Raw genomic sequence first — 20551 nt, 5'->3', positions numbered from 1 at the left:
GGAGGCCCGAAGGGCTGAGCACGGTCGCGCTCTCGCCACCGGCTGTAGCGCCCCGGAGTGCGAACAGACAAAAGAGGAGAGGCATCATGCGCTTCAGGCAGAGAGCCAGACGCAAAACCGTGGCAGGGCTCACCACCCTGCTCCTCCCGCTCGCCGCGCTGGTCGGCCTCGCGAGCCCCGCCCACGCGGCCGGCACGGCCACGGCCACGTACACCAAGACCCAGGACTGGGGTACGGGCTTCGAGGGCAAGTGGACCGTCAAGAACACCGGGACCACCAGCATCAGTTCCTGGACGATCGCATGGGACTTCCCCTCCGGCACGTCGGTGACGTCGGCGTGGGACGCGGACGTGACGTCCTCCGGCACCCACTGGACCGCCAAGAACAAGTCCTACAACGGCACCCTCGCCGCGGGCGCCTCGGTCTCCTTCGGCTTCAACGGCGCCGGTTCCGGCTCCCCCTCCAACTGCACGCTGAACGGCGGCAGTTGTGACGGCGGCAGCACCGTTCCCGGCGACAATCCGCCGACCGCGCCCGGCACCCCGACCACGTCCTCCCTCACCGACACCTCGGTGAAGCTCTCCTGGAGCGCGGCCACCGACGACAACGGCATCAAGAACTACGACGTCCTGCGCGGCGGCACCAAGGTCGCGACCGTGACGACGACGTCGTACACGGACACCGGTCTGAGCGCCGGCACCGACTACTCGTACACCGTTCAGGCCCGCGACACCGCCGACCAGACCGGTCCGGTCAGTGGCGCGGTCGCCGTGCACACCACCGGCGGCACCACCACTCCCCCGCCCTCCGGCTCCGCCGTCAAGCTCGGCTACTTCACCGAGTGGGGCATCTACGGCCGCAACTACAACGTCAAGAACCTGGTGACGTCCGGCTCCGCGTCGAAGATCACGCACATCAACTACGCCTTCGGCAACGTGACCGGCGGCAAGTGCGCGATCGGCGACTCCTACGCCGACTACGACAAGGCCTTCACCGCCGACCAGTCGGTCAGCGGCGTCGCCGACACCTGGGACCAGCCGCTGCGCGGCAACTTCAACCAGCTGCGCGAGCTGAAGGCCAAGTACCCGAACCTCAAGGTCCTGTGGTCCTTCGGCGGGTGGACCTGGTCCGGCGGCTTCGCCGAGGCCGCCGCCAACCCGGCCGCCTTCGCCCAGTCCTGCTACGACCTGGTCGAGGACCCGCGCTGGGCGGACGTCTTCGACGGCATCGACATCGACTGGGAGTACCCCAACGCCTGCGGTCTCAGCTGTGACACCAGCGGGGCCGCCGCCTACAAGAACCTGATGGGAGCCCTGCGCGCCAAGTTCGGCAGCGCCAACCTCGTCACCGGCGCCGTCACCGCTGACGGCTCCTCCGGCGGCAAGATCGACGCCGCGGACTACGCGGGCGCGGCCCAGTACGTCGACTGGTACAACGTGATGACGTACGACTTCTTCGGCGCCTGGGACGCCCAGGGCCCGACCGCTCCGCACTCCCCGCTCACCTCGTACACCGGCATCCCGAAGGCCGGCTTCACCACGGCCGACGCGATGGCGAAGTTCAAGGCGAAGGGCGTACCCGCGAGCAAGCTGCTGATCGGCATCGGCTTCTACGGTCGCGGCTGGACCGGCGTCACACAGGACGCGCCGGGCGGCACGGCCACGGGGCCGGCGGCAGGAACGTACGAGCAGGGCATCGAGGACTACAAGGTCCTCAAGACGTCCTGCCCGGCCACCGGCACCATCGCCGGTACGGCGTACGCCCACTGCGGCAGCAACTGGTGGAGCTACGACACCCCGGCCACCATCGGTACGAAGATGGCGTGGGCCAAGACCCAGGGGCTGGGCGGCGCGTTCTTCTGGGAGTTCAGCGGCGACACCAGCAATGGCGAGCTGGTGAGCGCCATCAACAGCGGCCTGAGTTAAGGGTTACCCCAGATTGACGCTCCCCCAGACTCCGTCCGGGGGCCCCACACAGCGAGTAAATGTGGCCTTTCAGGCCACATTTACTCGCTGTCCGGGTGGGGCCGCTTCCAGCCACGCGAGGAATCCGGTCAGCGCGTCTTCGCTCATCGCCAGCTCGAGCCGTGTCCCGCGATGGAGACAGGCGAGAATGATCGCGTCGGAGAGCAGCGCCATCTCCTCCTCGCCGTCCGGGGCGCGGCGCCCCGCCACCTCGATGGCTGAGCGCTCCAGGACGCGGCGCGGGCGGGGGGCGTAGGAGAAGACCCGGTACCACTCGATGCGGTCGCCGTTGTAGCGGGCGACTCCATAGCTCCAGCCCTTGCCACCGGGGTCGCCCTTCTCGGCGACGTCCCAGCGCAGGCTGCAGTCGAAGGTGCCGCCGGAGCGCTGGATCAGCCGGCGGCGGAGGCCGAAGACGAACAGCCCCACCACCACGAGTGCCACTACCAACCCGCACACAGTCAGAGCGAGGACCATCGACACCGACCTCCTCGTCTCCTAGGTAACGGAAAAGAAAAAACTTCCGGATTCGCCTCAGCCGCGGCTGGGACCGGAGTCAACCGGTCCCAGCCGCGGCTGAGGCAAAGCTTCACACGATGCGCTGGTTCAGCGTGCCGACACCGCACGCAGGCGGACGTCCGCGCGGCGCTCGGCGGAGGCGTCGCCCTCTGCCTTCGCGCGCTCGAGCTCCCGCTCCACGCGCTGGACATCGATCTCGTCCGACAGCTCGGCGATCTCTGCCAGCAGCGACAGCTTGTTGTCCGCGAACGAGATGAAACCGCCGTGCACCGCGGCGACGACCGTTCCACCATCACTCGTACGGATGGTCACCGGGCCCGACTCCAGCACACCGAGCAGCGGCTGGTGACCGGGCATGACGCCGATGTCGCCGGACGTGGTACGCGCGACGACCAGGGTGGCCTCGCCGGACCAGACACTGCGGTCCGCGGCGACGAGCTCGACATGCAGCTCAGCAGCCAAGGTGGGCTCCTCGGGTCACCACCCGGCGTTGCTGCCGGGTGTTGGGTCAAAGTCTAGTAGGCGTGTGGAGGGGGGCGGGACACACCCCGCGAGGTGCGACCCCGCCCCCCTCACTCAGAACACGAGGTTCAGGAGACGCCGAGCTCCTTGGCGTTGGCCTTGAGGTCCTCAATGCCACCGCACATGAAGAACGCCTGCTCCGGGAAGTGGTCGTACTCGCCGTCGATGATCGAGTTGAAGGCCGCGATCGACTCGTCCAGCGGGACGTCCGACCCGTCGACGCCGGTGAACTGCTTGGCGACGTGGGTGTTCTGGGACAGGAAGCGCTCCACGCGACGGGCACGGTGGACGGTGAGCTTGTCCTCTTCGCCCAGCTCGTCGATACCGAGGATCGCGATGATGTCCTGGAGGTCCTTGTACTTCTGCAGAACCGACTTCACCCGCATGGCGGCGGTGTAGTGGTCCGCGGCGATGTAGCGCGGGTCCAGGATGCGGGACGTGGAGTCCAGCGGGTCCACGGCCGGGTAGATGCCCTTCTCGGAGATCGGACGGGACAGAACCGTCGTCGCGTCGAGGTGGGCGAAGGTGGTGGCCGGGGCCGGGTCGGTCAGGTCGTCCGCGGGGACGTAGATCGCCTGCATCGAGGTGATCGAGTGACCACGGGTCGAGGTGATGCGCTCCTGGAGGAGACCCATCTCGTCGGCCAGGTTCGGCTGGTAGCCCACCGCGGAGGGCATACGGCCGAGCAGGGTCGAGACCTCGGAACCGGCCTGCGTGAAGCGGAAGATGTTGTCGATGAAGAACAGCACGTCCTGCTTCTGCACATCGCGGAAGTACTCCGCCATGGTCAGACCGGCCAGGGCCACGCGCAGACGGGTGCCCGGGGGCTCGTCCATCTGACCGAAGACAAGGGCGGTCTTGTCGATGACGCCCGAGTCCGACATCTCCTCGATGAGGTCGTTGCCCTCACGGGTGCGCTCGCCGACACCGGCGAACACGGAGACACCGTCGTGGTTGTTGGCGACGCGGTAGATCATCTCCTGGATGAGCACCGTCTTGCCGACACCGGCACCACCGAACAGACCGATCTTTCCACCCTTGACGTACGGGGTGAGAAGGTCGATGACCTTGACGCCGGTCTCGAACATCTCGGTCTTCGACTCGAGCTCGTCGAAGCGCGGGGCCTTGCGGTGGATGGACCAGCGCTCGCCCTCGTACTTCTCGTCGACGTTCAGCACCTCACCGAGGGTGTTGAACACCTTGCCCTTGGTGAAGTCGCCGACCGGGACGGTGATGCCCGTACCGGTGTCGGTGACCGCGGCCTGGCGGACCAGACCGTCGGTGGGCTGCATCGAGATCGTGCGGACCAGGCCGTCACCCAGGTGCTGGGCGACTTCCAGGGTCAGGATCTTCTTCTCGCCGGCGTTGGCCGGGTCGGCCACCTCGACGTGAAGGGCGTTGTAGATCTCCGGCATCGCGTCGACGGGGAACTCCACGTCGACGACCGGGCCGATGACCCGGGCGACGCGGCCCGTGGCAACGGCCGTCTCAACAGTGGTCGTCATTACTTGTCACTCCCCGCGGTCGCGTCGGCCAGGGCGCTGGCGCCACCGACGATCTCGCTGATTTCCTGGGTGATTTCGGCCTGGCGGGCCGCGTTGGCAAGTCGGGAGAGCGTCTGGATCAGCTCGCCCGCGTTGTCGGTCGCCGACTTCATCGCGCGGCGCGTGGCGGCGTGCTTGGAGGCAGCCGACTGGAGCAGCGCGTTGTAGATACGGCTCTCGACGTAGCGCGGCAGCAGGGCGTCAAGGACGTCCTCCGCCGACGGCTCGAACTCGTACAGCGGAAGGATCTCGCCCTTGGGCGCCTCCTCCGCGACCTCTTCGAGGCGAAGCGGCAGCAGGCGGCCGTCGATGGCCGTCTGCGTCATCATCGAGACGAACTCGGTGTAGACGATGTGGAGTTCGTCCACGCCGCCGTCCGCCGTCTCCTTCTCGATGGCCTCGATCAGCGGACCCGCGACCTTCTTCGCGTCCGCGTAGGTGGGCTCGTCGGTGAAGCCCGTCCACTGCTCCGCGATCTTGCGCTCACGGAAGTTGTAGTGGGCGACGCCGCGGCGGCCGACGATGTACGTGTCGACCTGCTTGCCCTCCGCCTCCAGGCGCGCCGTCAGCTGCTCGGCGGCCTTGATGGCGTTGGAGTTGAAGGCGCCGGCCAGTCCGCGGTCGCTCGTGAGGAGCAGCACCGCGCTGCGGGTCGGCGACTCCGCCTCCGTGGTCAGCGGGTGCTTGGTGTTCGAACCGGTACCGACCGCGGTGACCGCGCGGGTGAGCTCGGTCGCGTACGGCGTGGAGGCCGCCACCTTGCGCTGCGCCTTGACGACGCGCGAGGCGGCGATCATCTCCATCGCCTTGGTGATCTTCTTGGTCGCGGTGACGGATCGGATGCGACGCTTGTAGACCCGGAGCTGGGCTCCCATGAGTCAGGTCCCTTCCTTACGTCACTTGGCCGTGGCCGGAACGTCTTCGCCGAGAAGCTTGCCGTCCGAGGTCTCGAACTGCTTCTTGAAGTCCGCGATGGCGTCCGCGATGGCGGTGAGGGTGTCGTCCGACATCTTCGCGCCCTCCTTGATGGAGGTCATGAGGCCCTGCTCCTTGCGGTGCAGGTACTCCAGGAGCTCCTTCTCGAAGCGGCGGATGTCGGCGACCGGTACGTCGTCCATACGACCGGTGGTACCGGCCCACACGGAGACGACCTGGTCCTCGGTCGGCATCGGCTGGTACTGCGGCTGCTTGAGCAGCTCGACCATCCGCTGACCGCGCTCCAGCTGGGCCTTCGACGCGGCGTCCAGGTCGGAACCGAAGGCGGCGAACGCCTCCAGCTCACGGAACTGGGCGAGGTCCACGCGGAGACGGCCGGAAACCTGGCGCATCGCCTTGTGCTGGGCGGAGCCACCGACACGGGAGACCGAGATACCGACGTTCAGGGCCGGACGCTGGCCGGCGTTGAACAGGTCGGACTCCAGGAAGCACTGGCCGTCGGTGATGGAGATGACGTTGGTCGGGATGAACGCCGACACGTCGTTCGCCTTGGTCTCGACGATCGGCAGACCCGTCATGGAACCGGCGCCCATGTCGTCGGAGAGCTTCGCGCAGCGCTCCAGCAGACGGGAGTGCAGGTAGAAGACGTCACCCGGGTAGGCCTCGCGCCCCGGCGGGCGGCGCAGCAGCAGGGACACGGCGCGGTAGGCGTCGGCCTGCTTCGAGAGGTCGTCGAAGATGATGAGGACGTGCTTGCCCTCGTACATCCACTGCTGGCCGATGGCCGAACCGGTGTACGGCGCAAGGTACTTGAAGCCGGCCGGGTCGGACGCGGGGGCGGCGACGATGGTCGTGTACTCCAGCGCGCCGGCCTCTTCGAGGGCACCGCGCACCGAGGCGATGGTGGAACCCTTCTGACCGATGGCGACGTAGATGCAGCGGACCTGCTTCTTCGGGTCGCCGGTGCGCCAGTTGTCGCGCTGGTTGATGATCGTGTCGACGGCCAGGGCGGTCTTGCCGGTCTGGCGGTCGCCGATGATCAGCTGACGCTGGCCACGGCCGATCGGGGTCATCGCGTCGACGGCCTTGTAGCCCGTCTCCATCGGCTCGTGCACCGACTTGCGGTCCATGACCGTGGGGGCCTGCAGCTCGAGGGCGCGGCGTCCGGACGTCTCGATCTCACCGAGGCCGTCGATCGGGTTGCCGAGCGGGTCGACGACGCGGCCGAGGTAGCCCTCGCCCACGGCGACGGACAGCACCTCACCGGTGCGCTGCACCGGCTGGCCCTCCTCGATACCGCTGAACTCGCCGAGGACGACCGCACCGATCTCGCGCTCTTCCAGGTTCAGCGCGAGGCCGAGGGTGCCGTCCTCGAACTTCAGCAGTTCGTTCGCCATGGCCGAGGGAAGGCCCTCGATCTTGGCGATACCGTCGCCGGCGACGGTGACCGTGCCGACCTCCTCGCGCGAGGCCGCGTCCGGCTTGTACGACTGGACAAAGTTCTCCAGCGCGTCCCGGATCTCCTCCGGCCGGATCGTGAGCTCCGCCATCTGGGTTCCCTGCTCTCCTTGTTGGGCCCGAAGTTTCACTTTGGGGGGATGGGGACTCCCCCCTGAATGAGGTGAATCCTCTGCACGGCCCAACCAGGGCCGTAAGTAGGTACTGCTACTGCTACTGCTTATGAAGTTGCTAGCTCGCCATGCGGCGGTCGGCGTCCTCGAGACGGTCCGCGATGGAGCCGTTGATGACCTCGTCGCCGACCTGCACCCGGATCCCGCCGAGGACGCCGGGGTCCACGTCGAGGTTGAGGTGCATCTGACGGCCGTAGAGCTTCGCCAGAGCGGCACCGAGGCGCTGCTTCTGTCCGTCGCTCAGCGGAACCGCCGAGGTGACCACGGCGACCATGCGATTGCGGCGCTCGGCGGCAAGCCTGGACAGGGACTCGAGTCCCGCTTCCAGGCTACGTCCACGCGGCGCGGTCACAAGGCGCGTCACCAGACGCTCGGTCGTCACGTTGGCCCGGCCGCCGAGCAGGCTGCGCAGCAGCTCGCTCTTGGCCGCCTTCGAGGCGGCGCGGTCGGTCAGCGCGGCACGCAGCGCGGTGTTCGAAGCGACGATCCGGCCGAAGCGGAACAGCTCGTCCTCGACGTCGTCGAGCGCGCCGGACCGCTGCGCCGCCGTGAGATCGGCGGTGGCGGTCAGCTCCTCGAGGGCGTCCACCAGGTCGCGGGGCTGCGACCAGCGGGAGCGCACCAGGCCGGACACCAGGTCCACGGTGGTGCCGCTCACCTGACCGCCCAGCAGGCGCTGGGCCAGTTCGGCCTTGGCCTCGCCGGGCTGCGCCGGGTCGGTGATGACCCGACGCAGCGACACCTCGCGGTCGAGCAGCGCGGTGACGGCGGCCAGCTCGTCGGCGAGCGAAGCCGCGTCCACGGACGTCGAGTCCGTCAGCGCGTCCAGACGCTCACGTGCGGCTGCCAGGGCCTCGCGGCTCGCTCCGTTCATCGCGCCGCCTCGGCCTTCTCCTCAAGTTCGGAGAGGAAGCGGTCGATGACGCGGCTCTGCCGGGCGTGGTCCTCGAGGGACTCGCCGACGAGCTTGCCGGCCAGGTCGGTGGCCAGGTGGCCGACGTCCTGGCGCAGCGCCTGAGCCGCGGCCTTGCGGTCTGCCTCGATCTGCGCGTGACCGGCGGCGATGATCTCCTCACGCTGCCGCTGGCCTTCCGCGCGCATCTCGGCGATGAGCGTGGCGCCCTGCTCCTGTGCCTCCTGGCGCAGTCGCGCGGCCTCGTGCCGGGCCTCGGCGAGCTGAGCCTTGTACTGCTCAAGGACGCTCTGGGCCTCGGTCTGAGCGGCCTCGGCCTTCTCGATACCGCCCTCGATGGCCTCTCGACGCTGCTCCAGAACCTTGTTGATGTTCGGGAGGAGCTTCTTGGCGAGGAAGCCGAAGACGATGACGAAGGCGATCAGGCCGATGACAAGCTCGGGGATCGGCGGGATGAGAGGGTTTTCCTTCTCGGCCGCCAGAATGAGCAGCTGGCTCATATCAGTGCCTTCCGTCTAGTGGGCTGTCGTGGATCCGACGTCACACGCCGTAGACGAACGGCATAACCAGACCGATGAGGGCGAGCGCCTCACAGAAGGCGAAGCCGAGAATCTGGTTGGCGCGGATCAGACCGGCGGCCTCAGGCTGGCGGGCGAGCGCCTGGGTGCCGTTACCGAAGATGATGCCGACGCCGACGCCGGGGCCGATGGCCGCGAGGCCGTAACCGATCGAGCCGAGCGAGCCGGAGACAGCGGCAAGGGTCTGGGACATGCCAGTTCTTCCTTTTCTTTACGGACCGGTGGGGGTTGGCCACCGGACGACTGCGGGGTCGAGAGGGAGGCGCTCAGTGGTGCTCGGCCAGCGCGCCCTGGATGAAGGAGCAGGTCAGGAGCACGAACACATACGCCTGCAGGGCCTGAATGAACAGCTCGAAGGCCGTCATGATGATCACCATGATGAACGAGACGCCCGCGTAGGCGATCCCGATGCCGTTGAGCAGGTACCAGCTGGCGATCGTGAAGAGCAGCAGCAGCGTGTGGCCCGCGAACATGTTCGCGAAGAGTCGCACGGCGTGCGTGAAGGGCCGGACGATCAGGTTCGAGAAGAACTCGATCAGCATGGCCAGCGGCAGCACCGGGCCGAGCGACTTGTCGTATCCCGTGAAGTTCTTGAACGCACCGACGAAGCCGTGGCGCTTGAAGGTCAGCGAGACCCACAGGACGTAGACGATCAGCGCGAGCCCCACGGGGTACGAGATGATCGCCGTGACCGGGAACTGGGCGACCGGCACGATCGACCAGAGGTTCATCATCCAGATGAAGAAGAAGAGCGAGACGACGAGCGGTACGTACTTCTCGCCCTCCTTCTTGCCGATGGTCTCGTAGACGACGCCGCGGCGGACGAAGTCGTAGCCGGCCTCGGCGACCATCTGGAGCTTGCCCGGAACGACCTTCGGCTTACGGAAGGCGGCCCAGAAGAAGCCGACGATGATGATCGAGCCCAGCAGCGCCAGCAGCATCGTCTTGTTGAAGTACAAGTTGCTGTCCCCGTTGCCCCAGATGGGCTTGAACAGGAACGAGTGCAGGCCGGGAGCCGGGAAGCCACAGCCGTCGAAGATGTGGCAGTCGGTCTCGAAGGCGAGCACCTGCGTCGGGTCAGCACTCACCGCGGGCTCCTTCAGCGTGGCGCATAGGTACGGCAACCTCGTTGTGTCGGCGCGGCGCGCAGCCGCGGTTCGGCACTGGACTGGTGTTACGGATGTGGGGGCGGCTGTGGGGCATCAAGCCTCGCGATTGAGCAGGCGTCAGCTCAGATGCCCGCGCCCGCGATGCCGCAGTTGGCACCGGACGATAGCAGGATCTCTTACCCGCACTTATCCCGGCCCTACCCCTCACGACGAGTGCCCCGTCTTTTCGGGCTTGTCGCCCTTCGACGAGTCCGGCTCGACGTAGAAGATCTTGGCCTTCATATGGGCCCGCGCCTGTGCGCCGATCCACGCGAGCGTGGTGGCGACGAGCGTGAGCGCGAAGGCCTTGGGGTTGAACAGTGATGTGTTCTTGAACGCCGCGACGAAGATGAACAGCAGCAGGATCTGCGCCGTGTAGAGCATCAGGCCCATCGCCTGGAACAGGTGCGGAAGCGATTTGGCGGTGCGCTGCAGAACGTAGAGCCCGAGCCCCATGAAGAGAATGACGACCAGCGTCGCGACGAGCGCCCCGGTGGCTCCTTTGCCGCCGGCGACCACACCACTGACGACGGCGGCAATCGCGCCGACGGCAGCTGTGGGTACAGCGGCCTGAAGGAGAATCCGGACGTCATTGGACGGCATGGCGGCAGCTCCGCTTGCTAAGGGGGGCAGGGTGTCGTCATGGACGAGCGTAGTCCCGGGCCGAGAGGGATCCTCACGCCAAGGGACCGTCGCACTAGGGTCCTTCGGCTCTATCCCGGGTTCTCGTGAACCGTATCACAAACTATTTGATGCGGTCTTTACCTAGAAGGTGTGCTCGCTGTCACACATGAGAGTGAACCTGCGCGTCTGTGCACCCAGGTGGCCAACTTGTCTGGTATTGGGGCGCTTTATATCCCCACGAGTTGGTCACGTGTTAGTCAGATTCTTACCTTGCGTCAGCGCGACGATCCGGCCTTGCGCCGATCCAGGAAGCGCGAACGGGGCCCAATTGCCGTCGCACCGTTGACTCCTGAGACTCCGGCGGCGACCGGCGCACGGTGCTCGCGGGCCTCCTCCGGCTCCTCGTTCTCCGCCGTCGCGTGGGTGACGGACACGGCGTCCTCGGCGGCGTAGGCCCTGCGGCGCCGGTAGCGCGGCGGCACGAGGTGCTCGGCCCAGCGCGGGGCGCGCGGGGTGAAGCGGGGCAGCAGCAGCAGGACGAGACCGACCGCGCTGAGCATGGCGACGCCGAGCACGCTCCACATGGCCCCGGAGTTGACCGAGTACGCGAGGGCGCCGAAGGCGATCAGCGCACACCAGAAGTACATGATCAGGACGGCCCGGCTGTGCGAGTGCCCGACCTCCAGCAGACGGTGGTGCAGGTGTCCGCGGTCGGCGGCGAACGGCGACTGTCCGCGCCAGGTACGCCGCACGATGGCGAGCACCAGGTCGGCGGCCGGGATCGCGATGATCGTCAGCGGCAGCAGCAGCGGGATGTAGACGGGCACCATCTGGTGCACGGTGTTGCGCTCCGAACCGGAGAACAGGTTCATCGCGTCGGGGTCGACCTGCCCGGTGATGGAGATCGCGCCCGCGGCGAGCACAAGACCGATGAGCATCGAGCCGGAGTCACCCATGAAGATCCGCGCGGGGTGCATGTTGTGCGGCAGGAAGCCCAGGCACATGCCCATGAGGATCGCCGCGAAGAGGGTCGCCGGGGCGGCGGCCTCGATGCCGTAGCTGTACCAGATGCGGTACGCGTACAGGAACGACGCGGCGGAGGCGATGCACACCATGCCGGCGGCGAGTCCGTCGAGGCCGTCCACGAAGTTGACGGCGTTGATCGTGATGACGACGAGCGCCACCGTCAGCAGCGTGCCCTGCCACTGGGTCAGCGCGACAAGGCCGACACCGGGGATCGGCAGCCACAGGATCGTCAGACCCTGCATGACCATCACACCCGCGGCGATCATCTGGCCGCCCAGCTTGATCAGCGCGTCGATCTCGAACTTGTCGTCGAGGACACCGATCAGCCAGATCAGCGCCGCCCCGGAGAGCAGGGCGCGCGGTTCGTTGGAGTTCGAGAAGACCGCGTTGAGGTTCTTCAGGTGGTCGGCGACCAGCAGTCCCGCGCACAGCCCGAAGAACATCGCGATGCCGCCGAGCCGCGGAGTGGGTTCCCGGTGCACATCGCGCGCACGGATCTCCGGCATGGCTCCGGCCACGATCGCGAACTTCCGTACCGGCCCTGTCAGCAGATACGTCACCGCGGCCGTGACGCAGAGCGTCAGCAGGTATTCACGCACGGGCTTCCCCACAGGTCTCGCTGGCCATCTCAGCCCCACACCCTAGCGATGCGCGCATACGGTTGGGGACTTCCGGGTAGCGACGATGGTTGCACGAGTGGCTGTGCACAGGTGTGCGCCTACCCAGGGTCAGCCCGGATAGGGCGGAAATCTTCCGGTCAGCTCCCGCACTTCTTCACGCGCCCGCTTGCCGTCGATGCCGTCCCGCAGCACGCCCGCGAACAGGACGGCGATCCGCGCCATCTCGGCCTCGCCCATCCCCTGCGTGGTGAGCGCCGCCGTGCCGAGCCGCAGGCCACGGGTGTCTCCGTGCGGCAGCGCGCAGGTGTCGAGGACCATTCCGGCGGCGGCGAGGCGGCCGCGCGCGGTGCGTCCGTCGAGGCCGAGCGGGGCGGGATCGGCGGTCAGCAGATGGGTGTCGGTGCCGTCCGTGGTGAGGGCGAGCCCCTCCCTGGCGAGCCCCTCGGCCAGCGCTCGGGCATTGGCGACCACCTGATGGGCGTACGCCGTGAAGGCCGGAGTTGCCGCCTCGCCGAACGCGACGGCCTTGGCGGCGATGGTGTGCATCTGCGCGCCGCCCTGGGTGAACGGGAACACGGCCCGGTCGACGCGCTCGGCCAGCTCGGCGCCGCACAGGATCATGCCGCCGCGGGGCCCGCGCAGCACCTTGTGCGTCGTCGCGCAGACGACATCGGCGTACGGCACCGGGTTGGGCGCGGCGCCTCCCGCGACGAGGCCGATGGGGTGGGCGGCGTCCGCGATGAGATAGGCGCCCACCTCGTCGGCGATCTCCCGGAAGGCGGCGTAGTCGATGTGCCGGGGGTAGGAGATCGATCCGCAGACGACGGCTTTGGGGCGGTGCGCGTGGGCGAGCGCGCGGACCTGCTCGTAGTCGATGAGCCCTGACTCCGCATCGACGCCGTAGCCGACGAAGTCGAACCAGCGGCCGGAGAAGTTGGCGGGCGAGCCGTGCGTGAGGTGCCCGCCGAACGGCAGCCCCATGGCCAGGACCGTGTCACCGGGCCGCAGCAGGGCGGCGTACGCGGCGAGGACGGCCGAAGACCCCGAATGCGACTGCACGTTGGCGTGGTCCGCGCCGAAGAGGGACCTGGCCCGGTCCACGGCGACCCGCTCCGCGACATCGACGATCTCGCAGCCGCCGTGATGCCGGGCGCCGGGATATCCCTCGGCGTACTTGTTCGCCAGCGGCGACCCGAGCGCGGCCAGCACGGCCGGCGAGGTGAAGTTCTCGGCGGCGATCAACTGCAGTGTGGTCGACTGCCGGTCCAGCTCCCCGAGCAGGATCTCGGCGAGCTCAGGATCCTGTCGACGCAGGACATCCGCTTCAAGCGTTTGTGTGACCGGCATGCTGGACTCCGGACCTCGGCGGGGGACGCGCTACGTCCAATGTAGAACCGAGACCGGCGGGACGCCCGGTGTTACGCCCGCGCGGGTACCCCCGTCAGCGCGGTCACCACAGGATCCAGCGCCTCGTTGATCTCGTCGCCGATCGAGCGGAAGAAGGGCAGCGGCGCCCCGTAAGGGTCGTACACCTCGTCCGCTTCCGCGGTCGGGGCGAGGAGCCAGCCGCGCAGGGCCGCGGCGGCCCGTACGAGGGCGCGGGCGCGTTCGACGACGCCGTCCTCCAGCGGAGGGAGTGTCGCCGGGTCTATGGCCCGTACGAGACGGGTGAACTCCTTCAGGGTGAAGGTGCGCAGGCCCGCCGAGTGGCCCATGGAGATGACCTGGGCCCGGTGGTCGCGGGTCGCCGTGAGCACCAGGTCGGCGCGGATGACGTGGTCGTCGAGGAGTTCGCGGCCCACGAAGCCGGAGGCGTCCGCGCCGAAGTCCGCGAGGACCGCCTCGGCGTTGGCCTCCATCGGCGCGCCCTCGTGGCCCCAGGTCCCCGCGCTCTCCACGATCAGGCCGCCCCACAGGGGGTCGCCGAGCCGGTCCGCCAGGGCATGCCGGGTCAGCCGCTCGGTGATCGGCGAGCGGCACACGTTGCCGGTGCTGACGTGGAGGATGCGGAAGGACCCCCTCGGGAACCCGTTGGTCCCCGTGATCCCCGTGCCTATGCCACGCCCCGCGTCAGGGGCTGTCAATTCGCCACCTCGAGGTCGGGTACGACCTTCCGCAGCTCCTCCGCCGACAGGGCGCCCTGGCGCAGCAGCACGGGCACCTTGCCGGTCACGTCGACGATGGAGGAGGGCACGTTGGCCGGGGTCGGACCGCCGTCCAGGTAGACCGAGACGGAGTCGCCGAGCATCTCCTGCGCGGCGTCACAGTCCTCCGGCGCCGGGTGGCCCGTGAGATTGGCGGAGGAGACGGCCATCGGGCCGACCTCCGTGAGGAGTTCGATGGCGACGGGGTGCAGCGGCATCCGGATGGCCACCGTGCCCCGGGTGTCCCCGAGGTCCCACTGCAGGGACGGCTGGTGCTTGGCGACGAGGGTGAGCGCGCCCGGCCAGAACGCGTCGACCAGTTCCCAGGCCATCTCGGAGAAGTCGGTGACGAGGCCGTGCAGCGTGTTCGGGGAACCGATGAGGACGGGGGTGGGCATGTTGCGGCCCCGGCCCTTGGCGTCGAGGAGGTCGGCGACGGCCTCCGAGGAGAACGCGTCGGCGCCGATGCCGTACACGGTGTCGGTCGGGAGGACGACCAGCTCGCCACGGCGGACGGCGGACGCGGCCTCACGCAGACCGGTGGTGCGGTCGGTCGCGTCGTTGGTGTCGTATCGCCGTGCCATTTAGCGGGCCTCCTCGTACACGTACTGCTGGCTGGGGAACGCGATGCGCGTACTCACGGCATCGCCTTGCGGGCGGTCGCGAACCGCGGCCGGTTGTTGAGGTCCGGGTGGTCGGCCGCGTCGGCCCAGCCCCGCTCCTCGGTGAAGATCCACGGCACCTGGCCGCCCTGGGTGTCGGCGTGCTCGATGACGACGACGCCGCCGGGGCGCAGCAGCCGGTGCGCGGTGCGCTCGATGCCGCGGATGAGGTCGAGTCCGTCCTCCCCCGAGAACAGGGCGAGTTCGGGATCGTAGTCCCGGGCCTCCGGTGCGACGTACTCCCATTCCGTGAGCGGGATGTACGGCGGGTTGGAGATGACGAGGTCGACCTGGCCGTCGAGGTCGTGGAAGGCGTCCAGGGCGTCTCCCTGGCGCAGATCGACCCGCGATCCCTCGACGTTCTTGCGGGTCCACTGGAGGGCGTCCTCGGACAGCTCCACGGCGTGTACGCGGGAGCGCGGGACCTCCTGGGCGAGGGCGAGCGCGATGGCGCCCGAGCCGGTGCACAGGTCGACGATCAGCGGCTCGACGACATCCATCGCGCGTACCGCGTCTATGGCCCAGCCGACGACGGACTCGGTCTCCGGGCGCGGGACGAACACCCCTGGTCCCACCTGGAGTTCGAGGTAGCGGAAGTAGGCGCGTCCGGTGATGTGCTGGAGCGGCTCGCGGGCCTCGCGACGGGCGATGACCTCCCAGTACCGGGCGTCGAAGTCCGAGTCCTTCACGGAGTGCAACTCGCCCCGCTTCACGCCGTGCACGAAGGCGGCGAGCTCCTCCGCGTCGTTGCGCGGCGAGGGCACGCCGGCGTCGGCCAGCCGCTGGGTGGCCTGGGCCACTTCCGCGAGCAGCAGGTTCACGCTGGTCCTCCGGGGGCTGAGCTGTTGTCGTTTGCTGTTATGCAGCGGCGAGCTTCGCGGCTGAGTCCGCGTCGACGCAGGCCTGGATCATCGCGTCGAGATCCCCGTCGAGCACCTGGTCCAAGTTGTACGCCTTGAAGCCGACGCGGTGGTCCGAGATGCGATTCTCCGGGAAGTTGTACGTACGGATCTTCTCGGAGCGGTCGACGGTACGGACCTGGCTGCGGCGGGCGTCCGCGGCCTCCCGCTCCGCTGCCTCCTGCGCCGCCGCGAGGAGCCTGGAGCGCAGGATACGCATCGCCTGCTCCTTGTTCTGCAGCTGGCTCTTCTCGTTCTGGCAGGAGGCGACGACTCCGGTGGGAATGTGCGTGATGCGCACCGCGGAGTCGGTGGTGTTGACGGACTGACCGCCGGGTCCTGAGGAACGGTAGACGTCGATGCGCAGATCGTTGGCGTGGATCTCGACGTCGACCTCCTCGGCCTCGGGCGTGACCAGCACACCTGCGGCGGAGGTGTGGATGCGACCCTGCGACTCGGTCGACGGCACACGCTGCACGCGGTGCACACCGCCCTCGTACTTGAGCCGCGCCCAGACGCCCTGGCCGGGCTCGGTGGCGCCGTTGCCGCCCTTGGTCTTCACGGCGACCTGGACGTCCTTGTAACCGCCGAGCTCGGACTCGGTGGAGTCGATGATCTCGGTCTTCCAGCCGACGCGCTCGGCGTAGCGCAGGTACATGCGCAGCAGGTCGCCGGCGAAGAGGGCGGACTCGTCGCCGCCGGCGCCCGCCTTGATCTCGAGGATGACGTCCTTGTCGTCGCTGGGGTCGCGCGGGACGAGCAGCAGCCGGAGCTTCTCGGTGAGCTCCTCGCGCTGCTTCTCCAGGTCCTTGACCTCGGCGGCGAAGTCGGGGTCGTCGGCGGCGAACTCCTTCGCCGTCTCGATGTCGTCCCCGGATCGCTTCCAGGAGCGGTACGTCGCGACGATCGGGGTCAGCTCGGCGTAGCGCTTGTTGAGCTTGCGCGCGTTGGCCTGGTCGGCGTGGACCGACGGGTCAGCGAGCTTCTTCTCCAGATCGGCGTGCTCGCCGATGAGTTCCTCGACCGCCTCGAACATCTCCGGCTCCAATGGGCTGTCCCCAGCTCCAGTGTGGCTTGGGGACGTAGGTACGGCATGGGGGTCCCCCCTGCTCCGGGGGTCCCTCCCAGGCCCTTGAGGCACTGGGGGAGAAGTCGAGAGCTTGGGGGAAGGGGCTGCACCGCAAAGCGCCGGTCCCGATGCCCCTGTGCGGGGGCACCGAAGACCGGCGCTGGGGGCTCGCTACTTCTTGGCAGCGGCAGCCTTGCCGAAGCGGGCCTCGAAGCGGGCCACACGGCCACCGGTGTCGAGGATCTTCTGCTTGCCCGTGTAGAACGGGTGGCACTCGGAGCAGACCTCGGCGCGGACGGTGCCGCTGGAGATCGTGCTACGGGTGGTGAACGACGCGCCACAGGTGCAGCTGACCTGCGTCTCGACGTACTCGGGGTGGATGTCGCGCTTCAAGGTGTCTCCTAGGTTCGGGAGGGCGCCGGGTCGCCGCCGCGGATTGCGGGGGCGTGAACCGGAGCCGACGTACCAGTCTGCCAGGACTGGCGCCATCCCCAAAACCGGGGGCCGGCGCTGTCTATTCCCTGCGGGCCGGCTGTGGCTGCTCGCGCGGTTCCCCGCGCCCCTACGGGCGCTCCTACGGGGCGCTCACCACGCCCTTGGCAGTACCCGTCGCCGTGCCGTGGGTGGCGGCCTTCGGGATCGGCTGGTCGTTCTTCAGCGCCTTCCAGACCAGCTCCGCCTTGGCCTTGTCGACGAGGACACGGTTGGCGTTCGCGCTGTCGTACTGGACGGGCATCGTCACCATGGTCATGTTCGAGGAGCTGATGCCCTTGAGGCCGTTGGCGAAGGACGCGAGGTCGGTGACCGAGCCGATGTCGGAGTCGGTGGTGACGGCCTTGGTCGCGGTGTCGGCGAGGTCGTACAGCTTCTTGGGGTTGGACAGGACGCCGACGTGCTTGACCTGGTTGACGAGGGCCTTGATGAACGCCTGCTGGAGCTGGATGCGGCCGAGGTCGGAACCGTCGCCGACACCGTGCCGGGTGCGCACCAGGCCGAGCGCCTGCTTGCCGTTGAGCGTGTGCGTGCCGGCCTTCAGGTTCAGATGACTGTCCGAGTCGGAGATGTCCTTGGTGGTGGTGATCCGCACGCCACCCAGGTCGTCGATGAGCTTCTGGAAGCCGCTGAAGTCGACCTCGACGTAGTGGTCCATGCGGACACCGCTCATCGACTCGACGGTCTTCACCGCACAGGCGGCGCCGCCGGTGGAGTACGCGGAGTTGAACATCACGCCGGAGGTGGCGTCGTGTGTGACGCCCTTGGTGTCGGTGCAGGAGGGGCGGTCGACGAGGGTGTCGCGGGGTACGGAGACCACGCTGGCCTTCTTGTGGCCCTTGTACACGTGCACGATCATCGCCGTGTCGGAGCGGGCGCTGCCGTCGTCGGCGCCGCCGCCCAGCTTCTTGTTGCTGCCGGAGCGGGTGTCGGAGCCCAGGACCAGGATGTTCTCGGAGCCGTTGTCGACCTTCGTCGGGCGGTCGCTGCCCAGCGCCTGGTTGATGTCGACGCTCTTGAGGTTGCTGTTGAGCTTGAAGTACAGGATCCCGGCGCCGGTCCCGCCCAGCACGACGATGCCCGCCGCGGTCCATGCCGTGATCAGCAGGGCCTTGCTGCGTGTGCTGCGGGTCTTGCGGCGGCGGCCCTTCACGCGGTGGCGCGGGGCGCTCGTACCGGATACTCCGGGTATGCCGGGCTCCGGCGTGCTCTCGGCAGGCATGTGCTCCTCAGTCCTCGTGCGCTTCGGTTACCCCCTGCTTTCAGGGTCAGACCCCGTCCGGTCGTGACGTGTACCGCCCATGGTCACTCCGTACGGTCAGACGGGGAAGCTCGGGAAAGGGTTGCACAACGCACTGTGCCCACCGCGTGCGGCGGTGGGCACAGTGCGTGACGAGTAAGTCGGGCGAAACCCGGCTCACCTGCGATTTCAGCCGAAGATGTCGTACTGCTTGAAATCGGTACCGACCGAGATTCTTGTGGCGAAGATCTCGCTGGTGGCCTTGCCGGTGCCCGGGTAAAGGTAGAGCGTGCCGCCGGGCGTGCGGGCCAGGAAGTCGGCCTTGCCGTCGCCGGTCACGTCACCGGGGGCGTCGAAGGCGTTGTAGCCGTCCCAGGTGCGCACCTTGATACGGCTCGAGAAGGCTCCCGTTCCGGACTTGCCGGTGCCCTTGTACAGGTAGATGTACGAGCCGGTCTTGCTGCGCGCGATCAGGTCGGCCTTGCCGTCGCCGGTGAAGTCGCCGTGCCCGCGCAGGGAGTTGTACTGGTTCCAGCCGGTGCCGACCTCGACCCGCGCCGAGAAGGTGCCGTTGCCCTTGCCCGGGTAGATCCACAGGACGCCGCCGGAGTCGACGGAGAGCAGGTCGGGCAGGTAGTCGCCGGTGACATCGCCGGGCGCGACGATGCGGGTGCGGGTCTTCCAGCCGGTGAAGATCTTGTCGGTGGACCAGCTCTGGCTCGCCCACACGTAGTGGGACCAGTAGACGTCACCGGTGGCGCTGTCGCGCACCACGAGGTCCTGGACGCCGTCCCGGTTCAGGTCGGTCTGCAGCACGACGTTGACGCCGTCCCAGTTGCCCCACGACTGGCGCGCGGCGAACGAGGTGCCGGTGGAGTCCTTCTCGTAACCCGTCTTGGTGGAGGAGTTGCGCACCCAGAGGTCGGCCTTGTGGTCACGGCTGAGGTTGGTGTCGTCCACCCGCGGGTACGCCGCGCCCACATAAGTGCTGACCTTCGAGAAGACGCTGTACGCGCCCTGCGCGACGCAGTCCTGGACACCCCAGGAGACGACGCCGACGATGCGGCCGCCGACGATCAGCGGGCCTCCGGAGTCGCCGTTGCACGCCGTGGTCGTGCCGGTGTCGCTGCCAGTGGCCGGGGTGCCCGCGCAGACCATGTGGCCCTTGATGAAGTCGCTGCCGTAGGCACCGGAGCAGGTGCTGTCGGAGTTGATGGGCAGCGTGGCCGTCTTCAGCGTCTGGGAGATGTCCTGGGTGGTGGAACTGGTGCGGCCCCAGCCGTACAGCGTCGCCTTGGTGCCGGAAGCGTACGAGGCCGTGTCACCGGACGTCGTCATGCGGATCGGCTTGGCGGTGACGGGGGTGTCCAGCGTGACGACCGCGATGTCGTTGTCGATGGTCGTCGAGCTGTACGACGGGTGGTTCCACTGCCGCAGGGGCAGGGAGACGGTGCCGCCGTGCAGGTCGGTGTTGCCGGAGCTGTCGGAGGTGGGCAGCTGGGCGGTGCCGGTGACGACCGCGCCGTACTTGAACCAGTTGTAGCCCTTGACGCAGTGCGCGGCGGTGAGGATCTTCGTCGGCGACACGACGGAGCCGCCGCAGAAGAAGCCGAGGTCGTCGCTCTCGTCGGTGGTGCCCTTGTCGTCGTAGTACCAGAGCTGGGCCATCCACGGGGCCGTACTGATGGTGGTCTCGCTGCCGCCGATGATCTTCGGGTCGACGCTCGACGTGTTCGTACTGGCGCTCAGCGACGACTTCTTGGTCGTCTGACCCGCGGTGTCGTCACCGGCGAGGGCACCCGCGACGCGCTTCTCCAGCTCGGCCAGGGACGGCGCGGAGGTGCTGGGCTTGACGGTCGGCGTGGGCAGCGCGGTGGCCGCGTTCGCGGACGACATCAACAGCGCTCCGGCGACCGCGGCCGCCAGGCCCGCCGCCGCGACGGGTACGGCTATGCGTATCCGGCGTCTGTGACGACCACTGCCAGATATGGATGTATCCACTCAAGTCCCCCCTGAGACA

General features: G+C 68.2%; 20 protein-coding genes. 1 reads left to right on the top strand and 19 read right to left on the bottom strand.

The features are described from left to right. The first annotated feature begins 86 nt into the window (after window positions 1-86). Window positions 87-1925: a glycoside hydrolase family 18 chitinase gene (locus tag AB0D27_RS02350; RefSeq protein WP_362501130.1), complete on the top strand. Its 1839-nt coding sequence runs from the start codon at window positions 87-89 to the stop codon at window positions 1923-1925. 69 nt (window positions 1926-1994) lie between these two features. Here AB0D27_RS02350 and AB0D27_RS02345 read toward each other — a convergent pair whose 3' ends face one another. From AB0D27_RS02345 to AB0D27_RS02255, 19 genes are all read right to left on the bottom strand, one after another. Continuing rightward, window positions 1995-2441, bottom strand: a complete 447-nt coding sequence (locus tag AB0D27_RS02345) for a DUF2550 domain-containing protein (protein WP_362501128.1) — start codon at window positions 2439-2441, stop codon at window positions 1995-1997. 129 nt (window positions 2442-2570) lie between these two features. Then, window positions 2571-2945, bottom strand: coding sequence for a F0F1 ATP synthase subunit epsilon (locus AB0D27_RS02340; RefSeq protein WP_168530269.1), 375 nt, complete (start codon window positions 2943-2945; stop codon window positions 2571-2573). Window positions 2946-3073: 128 nt separating this feature from the next. Next, entirely contained in the window at window positions 3074-4510 is a 1437-nt protein-coding gene (atpD, locus tag AB0D27_RS02335) for a F0F1 ATP synthase subunit beta (RefSeq protein ID WP_362501126.1), read from the bottom strand. Continuing rightward, window positions 4510-5424, bottom strand: coding sequence for a F0F1 ATP synthase subunit gamma (locus AB0D27_RS02330; RefSeq protein ID WP_362501124.1), 915 nt, complete (start codon window positions 5422-5424; stop codon window positions 4510-4512). The genes atpD and AB0D27_RS02330 overlap by 1 nt, the downstream gene beginning before the upstream one ends. 21 nt (window positions 5425-5445) lie before the next feature. Further along, window positions 5446-7035: a F0F1 ATP synthase subunit alpha gene (gene atpA / locus AB0D27_RS02325; RefSeq protein WP_362501122.1), complete on the bottom strand. Its 1590-nt coding sequence runs from the start codon at window positions 7033-7035 to the stop codon at window positions 5446-5448. A gap of 139 nt (window positions 7036-7174) precedes the next feature. Further along, entirely contained in the window at window positions 7175-7990 is an 816-nt protein-coding gene (locus AB0D27_RS02320) for a F0F1 ATP synthase subunit delta (RefSeq protein ID WP_362501120.1), read from the bottom strand. Continuing rightward, window positions 7987-8529, bottom strand: a complete 543-nt coding sequence (locus AB0D27_RS02315) for a F0F1 ATP synthase subunit B (RefSeq protein WP_362501118.1) — start codon at window positions 8527-8529, stop codon at window positions 7987-7989. The genes AB0D27_RS02320 and AB0D27_RS02315 overlap by 4 nt, the downstream gene beginning before the upstream one ends. Before the next feature lie 40 nt (window positions 8530-8569). Then, window positions 8570-8800 (bottom strand): ATP synthase F0 subunit C, encoded by a 231-nt coding sequence (atpE, locus tag AB0D27_RS02310; protein WP_031039373.1) that lies wholly within the window; start codon window positions 8798-8800, stop codon window positions 8570-8572. Between the two features lie 73 nt (window positions 8801-8873). Continuing rightward, window positions 8874-9695 (bottom strand): F0F1 ATP synthase subunit A, encoded by an 822-nt coding sequence (gene atpB / locus AB0D27_RS02305; protein WP_362501116.1) that lies wholly within the window; start codon window positions 9693-9695, stop codon window positions 8874-8876. 225 nt (window positions 9696-9920) lie between these two features. Continuing rightward, complete coding sequence (locus AB0D27_RS02300) at window positions 9921-10358, bottom strand: hypothetical protein (protein ID WP_362501114.1); 438 nt, start codon at window positions 10356-10358, stop codon at window positions 9921-9923. Between the two features lie 296 nt (window positions 10359-10654). After that, window positions 10655-12004 (bottom strand): MraY family glycosyltransferase, encoded by a 1350-nt coding sequence (locus tag AB0D27_RS02295; RefSeq protein ID WP_362501112.1) that lies wholly within the window; start codon window positions 12002-12004, stop codon window positions 10655-10657. A gap of 129 nt (window positions 12005-12133) precedes the next feature. Further along, window positions 12134-13372, bottom strand: a complete 1239-nt coding sequence (glyA, locus tag AB0D27_RS02290; RefSeq protein ID WP_362501110.1) for a serine hydroxymethyltransferase — start codon at window positions 13370-13372, stop codon at window positions 12134-12136. A 71-nt stretch (window positions 13373-13443) separates the two neighbouring features. Next, window positions 13444-14109: a protein-tyrosine-phosphatase gene (locus AB0D27_RS02285; RefSeq protein WP_362501108.1), complete on the bottom strand. Its 666-nt coding sequence runs from the start codon at window positions 14107-14109 to the stop codon at window positions 13444-13446. Further along, a complete protein-coding gene (locus AB0D27_RS02280) occupies window positions 14106-14753 on the bottom strand; it encodes an L-threonylcarbamoyladenylate synthase (RefSeq protein ID WP_362501106.1) in 648 nt (215 codons plus the stop codon). The genes AB0D27_RS02285 and AB0D27_RS02280 overlap by 4 nt, the downstream gene beginning before the upstream one ends. A gap of 53 nt (window positions 14754-14806) precedes the next feature. After that, a complete protein-coding gene (gene prmC / locus AB0D27_RS02275; RefSeq protein WP_362501104.1) occupies window positions 14807-15652 on the bottom strand; it encodes a peptide chain release factor N(5)-glutamine methyltransferase in 846 nt (281 codons plus the stop codon). 37 nt (window positions 15653-15689) lie between these two features. Then, window positions 15690-16766: a peptide chain release factor 1 gene (gene prfA / locus AB0D27_RS02270; protein WP_362501102.1), complete on the bottom strand. Its 1077-nt coding sequence runs from the start codon at window positions 16764-16766 to the stop codon at window positions 15690-15692. A 204-nt stretch (window positions 16767-16970) separates the two neighbouring features. After that, entirely contained in the window at window positions 16971-17192 is a 222-nt protein-coding gene (gene rpmE, locus AB0D27_RS02265) for a 50S ribosomal protein L31 (protein ID WP_010984345.1), read from the bottom strand. Between the two features lie 181 nt (window positions 17193-17373). Further along, window positions 17374-18513, bottom strand: a complete 1140-nt coding sequence (locus tag AB0D27_RS02260) for an LCP family protein (RefSeq protein ID WP_362501099.1) — start codon at window positions 18511-18513, stop codon at window positions 17374-17376. Window positions 18514-18720: 207 nt separating this feature from the next. After that, window positions 18721-20532 (bottom strand): trypsin-like serine protease, encoded by a 1812-nt coding sequence (locus tag AB0D27_RS02255; protein ID WP_362501097.1) that lies wholly within the window; start codon window positions 20530-20532, stop codon window positions 18721-18723. Window positions 20533-20551 lie beyond the last annotated feature (19 nt).

The sequence above is a fragment of the Streptomyces sp. NPDC048415 genome (assembly GCF_040651675.1).
Lineage (GTDB): Bacteria > Actinomycetota > Actinomycetes > Streptomycetales > Streptomycetaceae > Streptomyces.
Note: the sequence above shows the minus strand (reverse complement) of the source record. Positions and strands in the feature narration are given on the sequence as shown.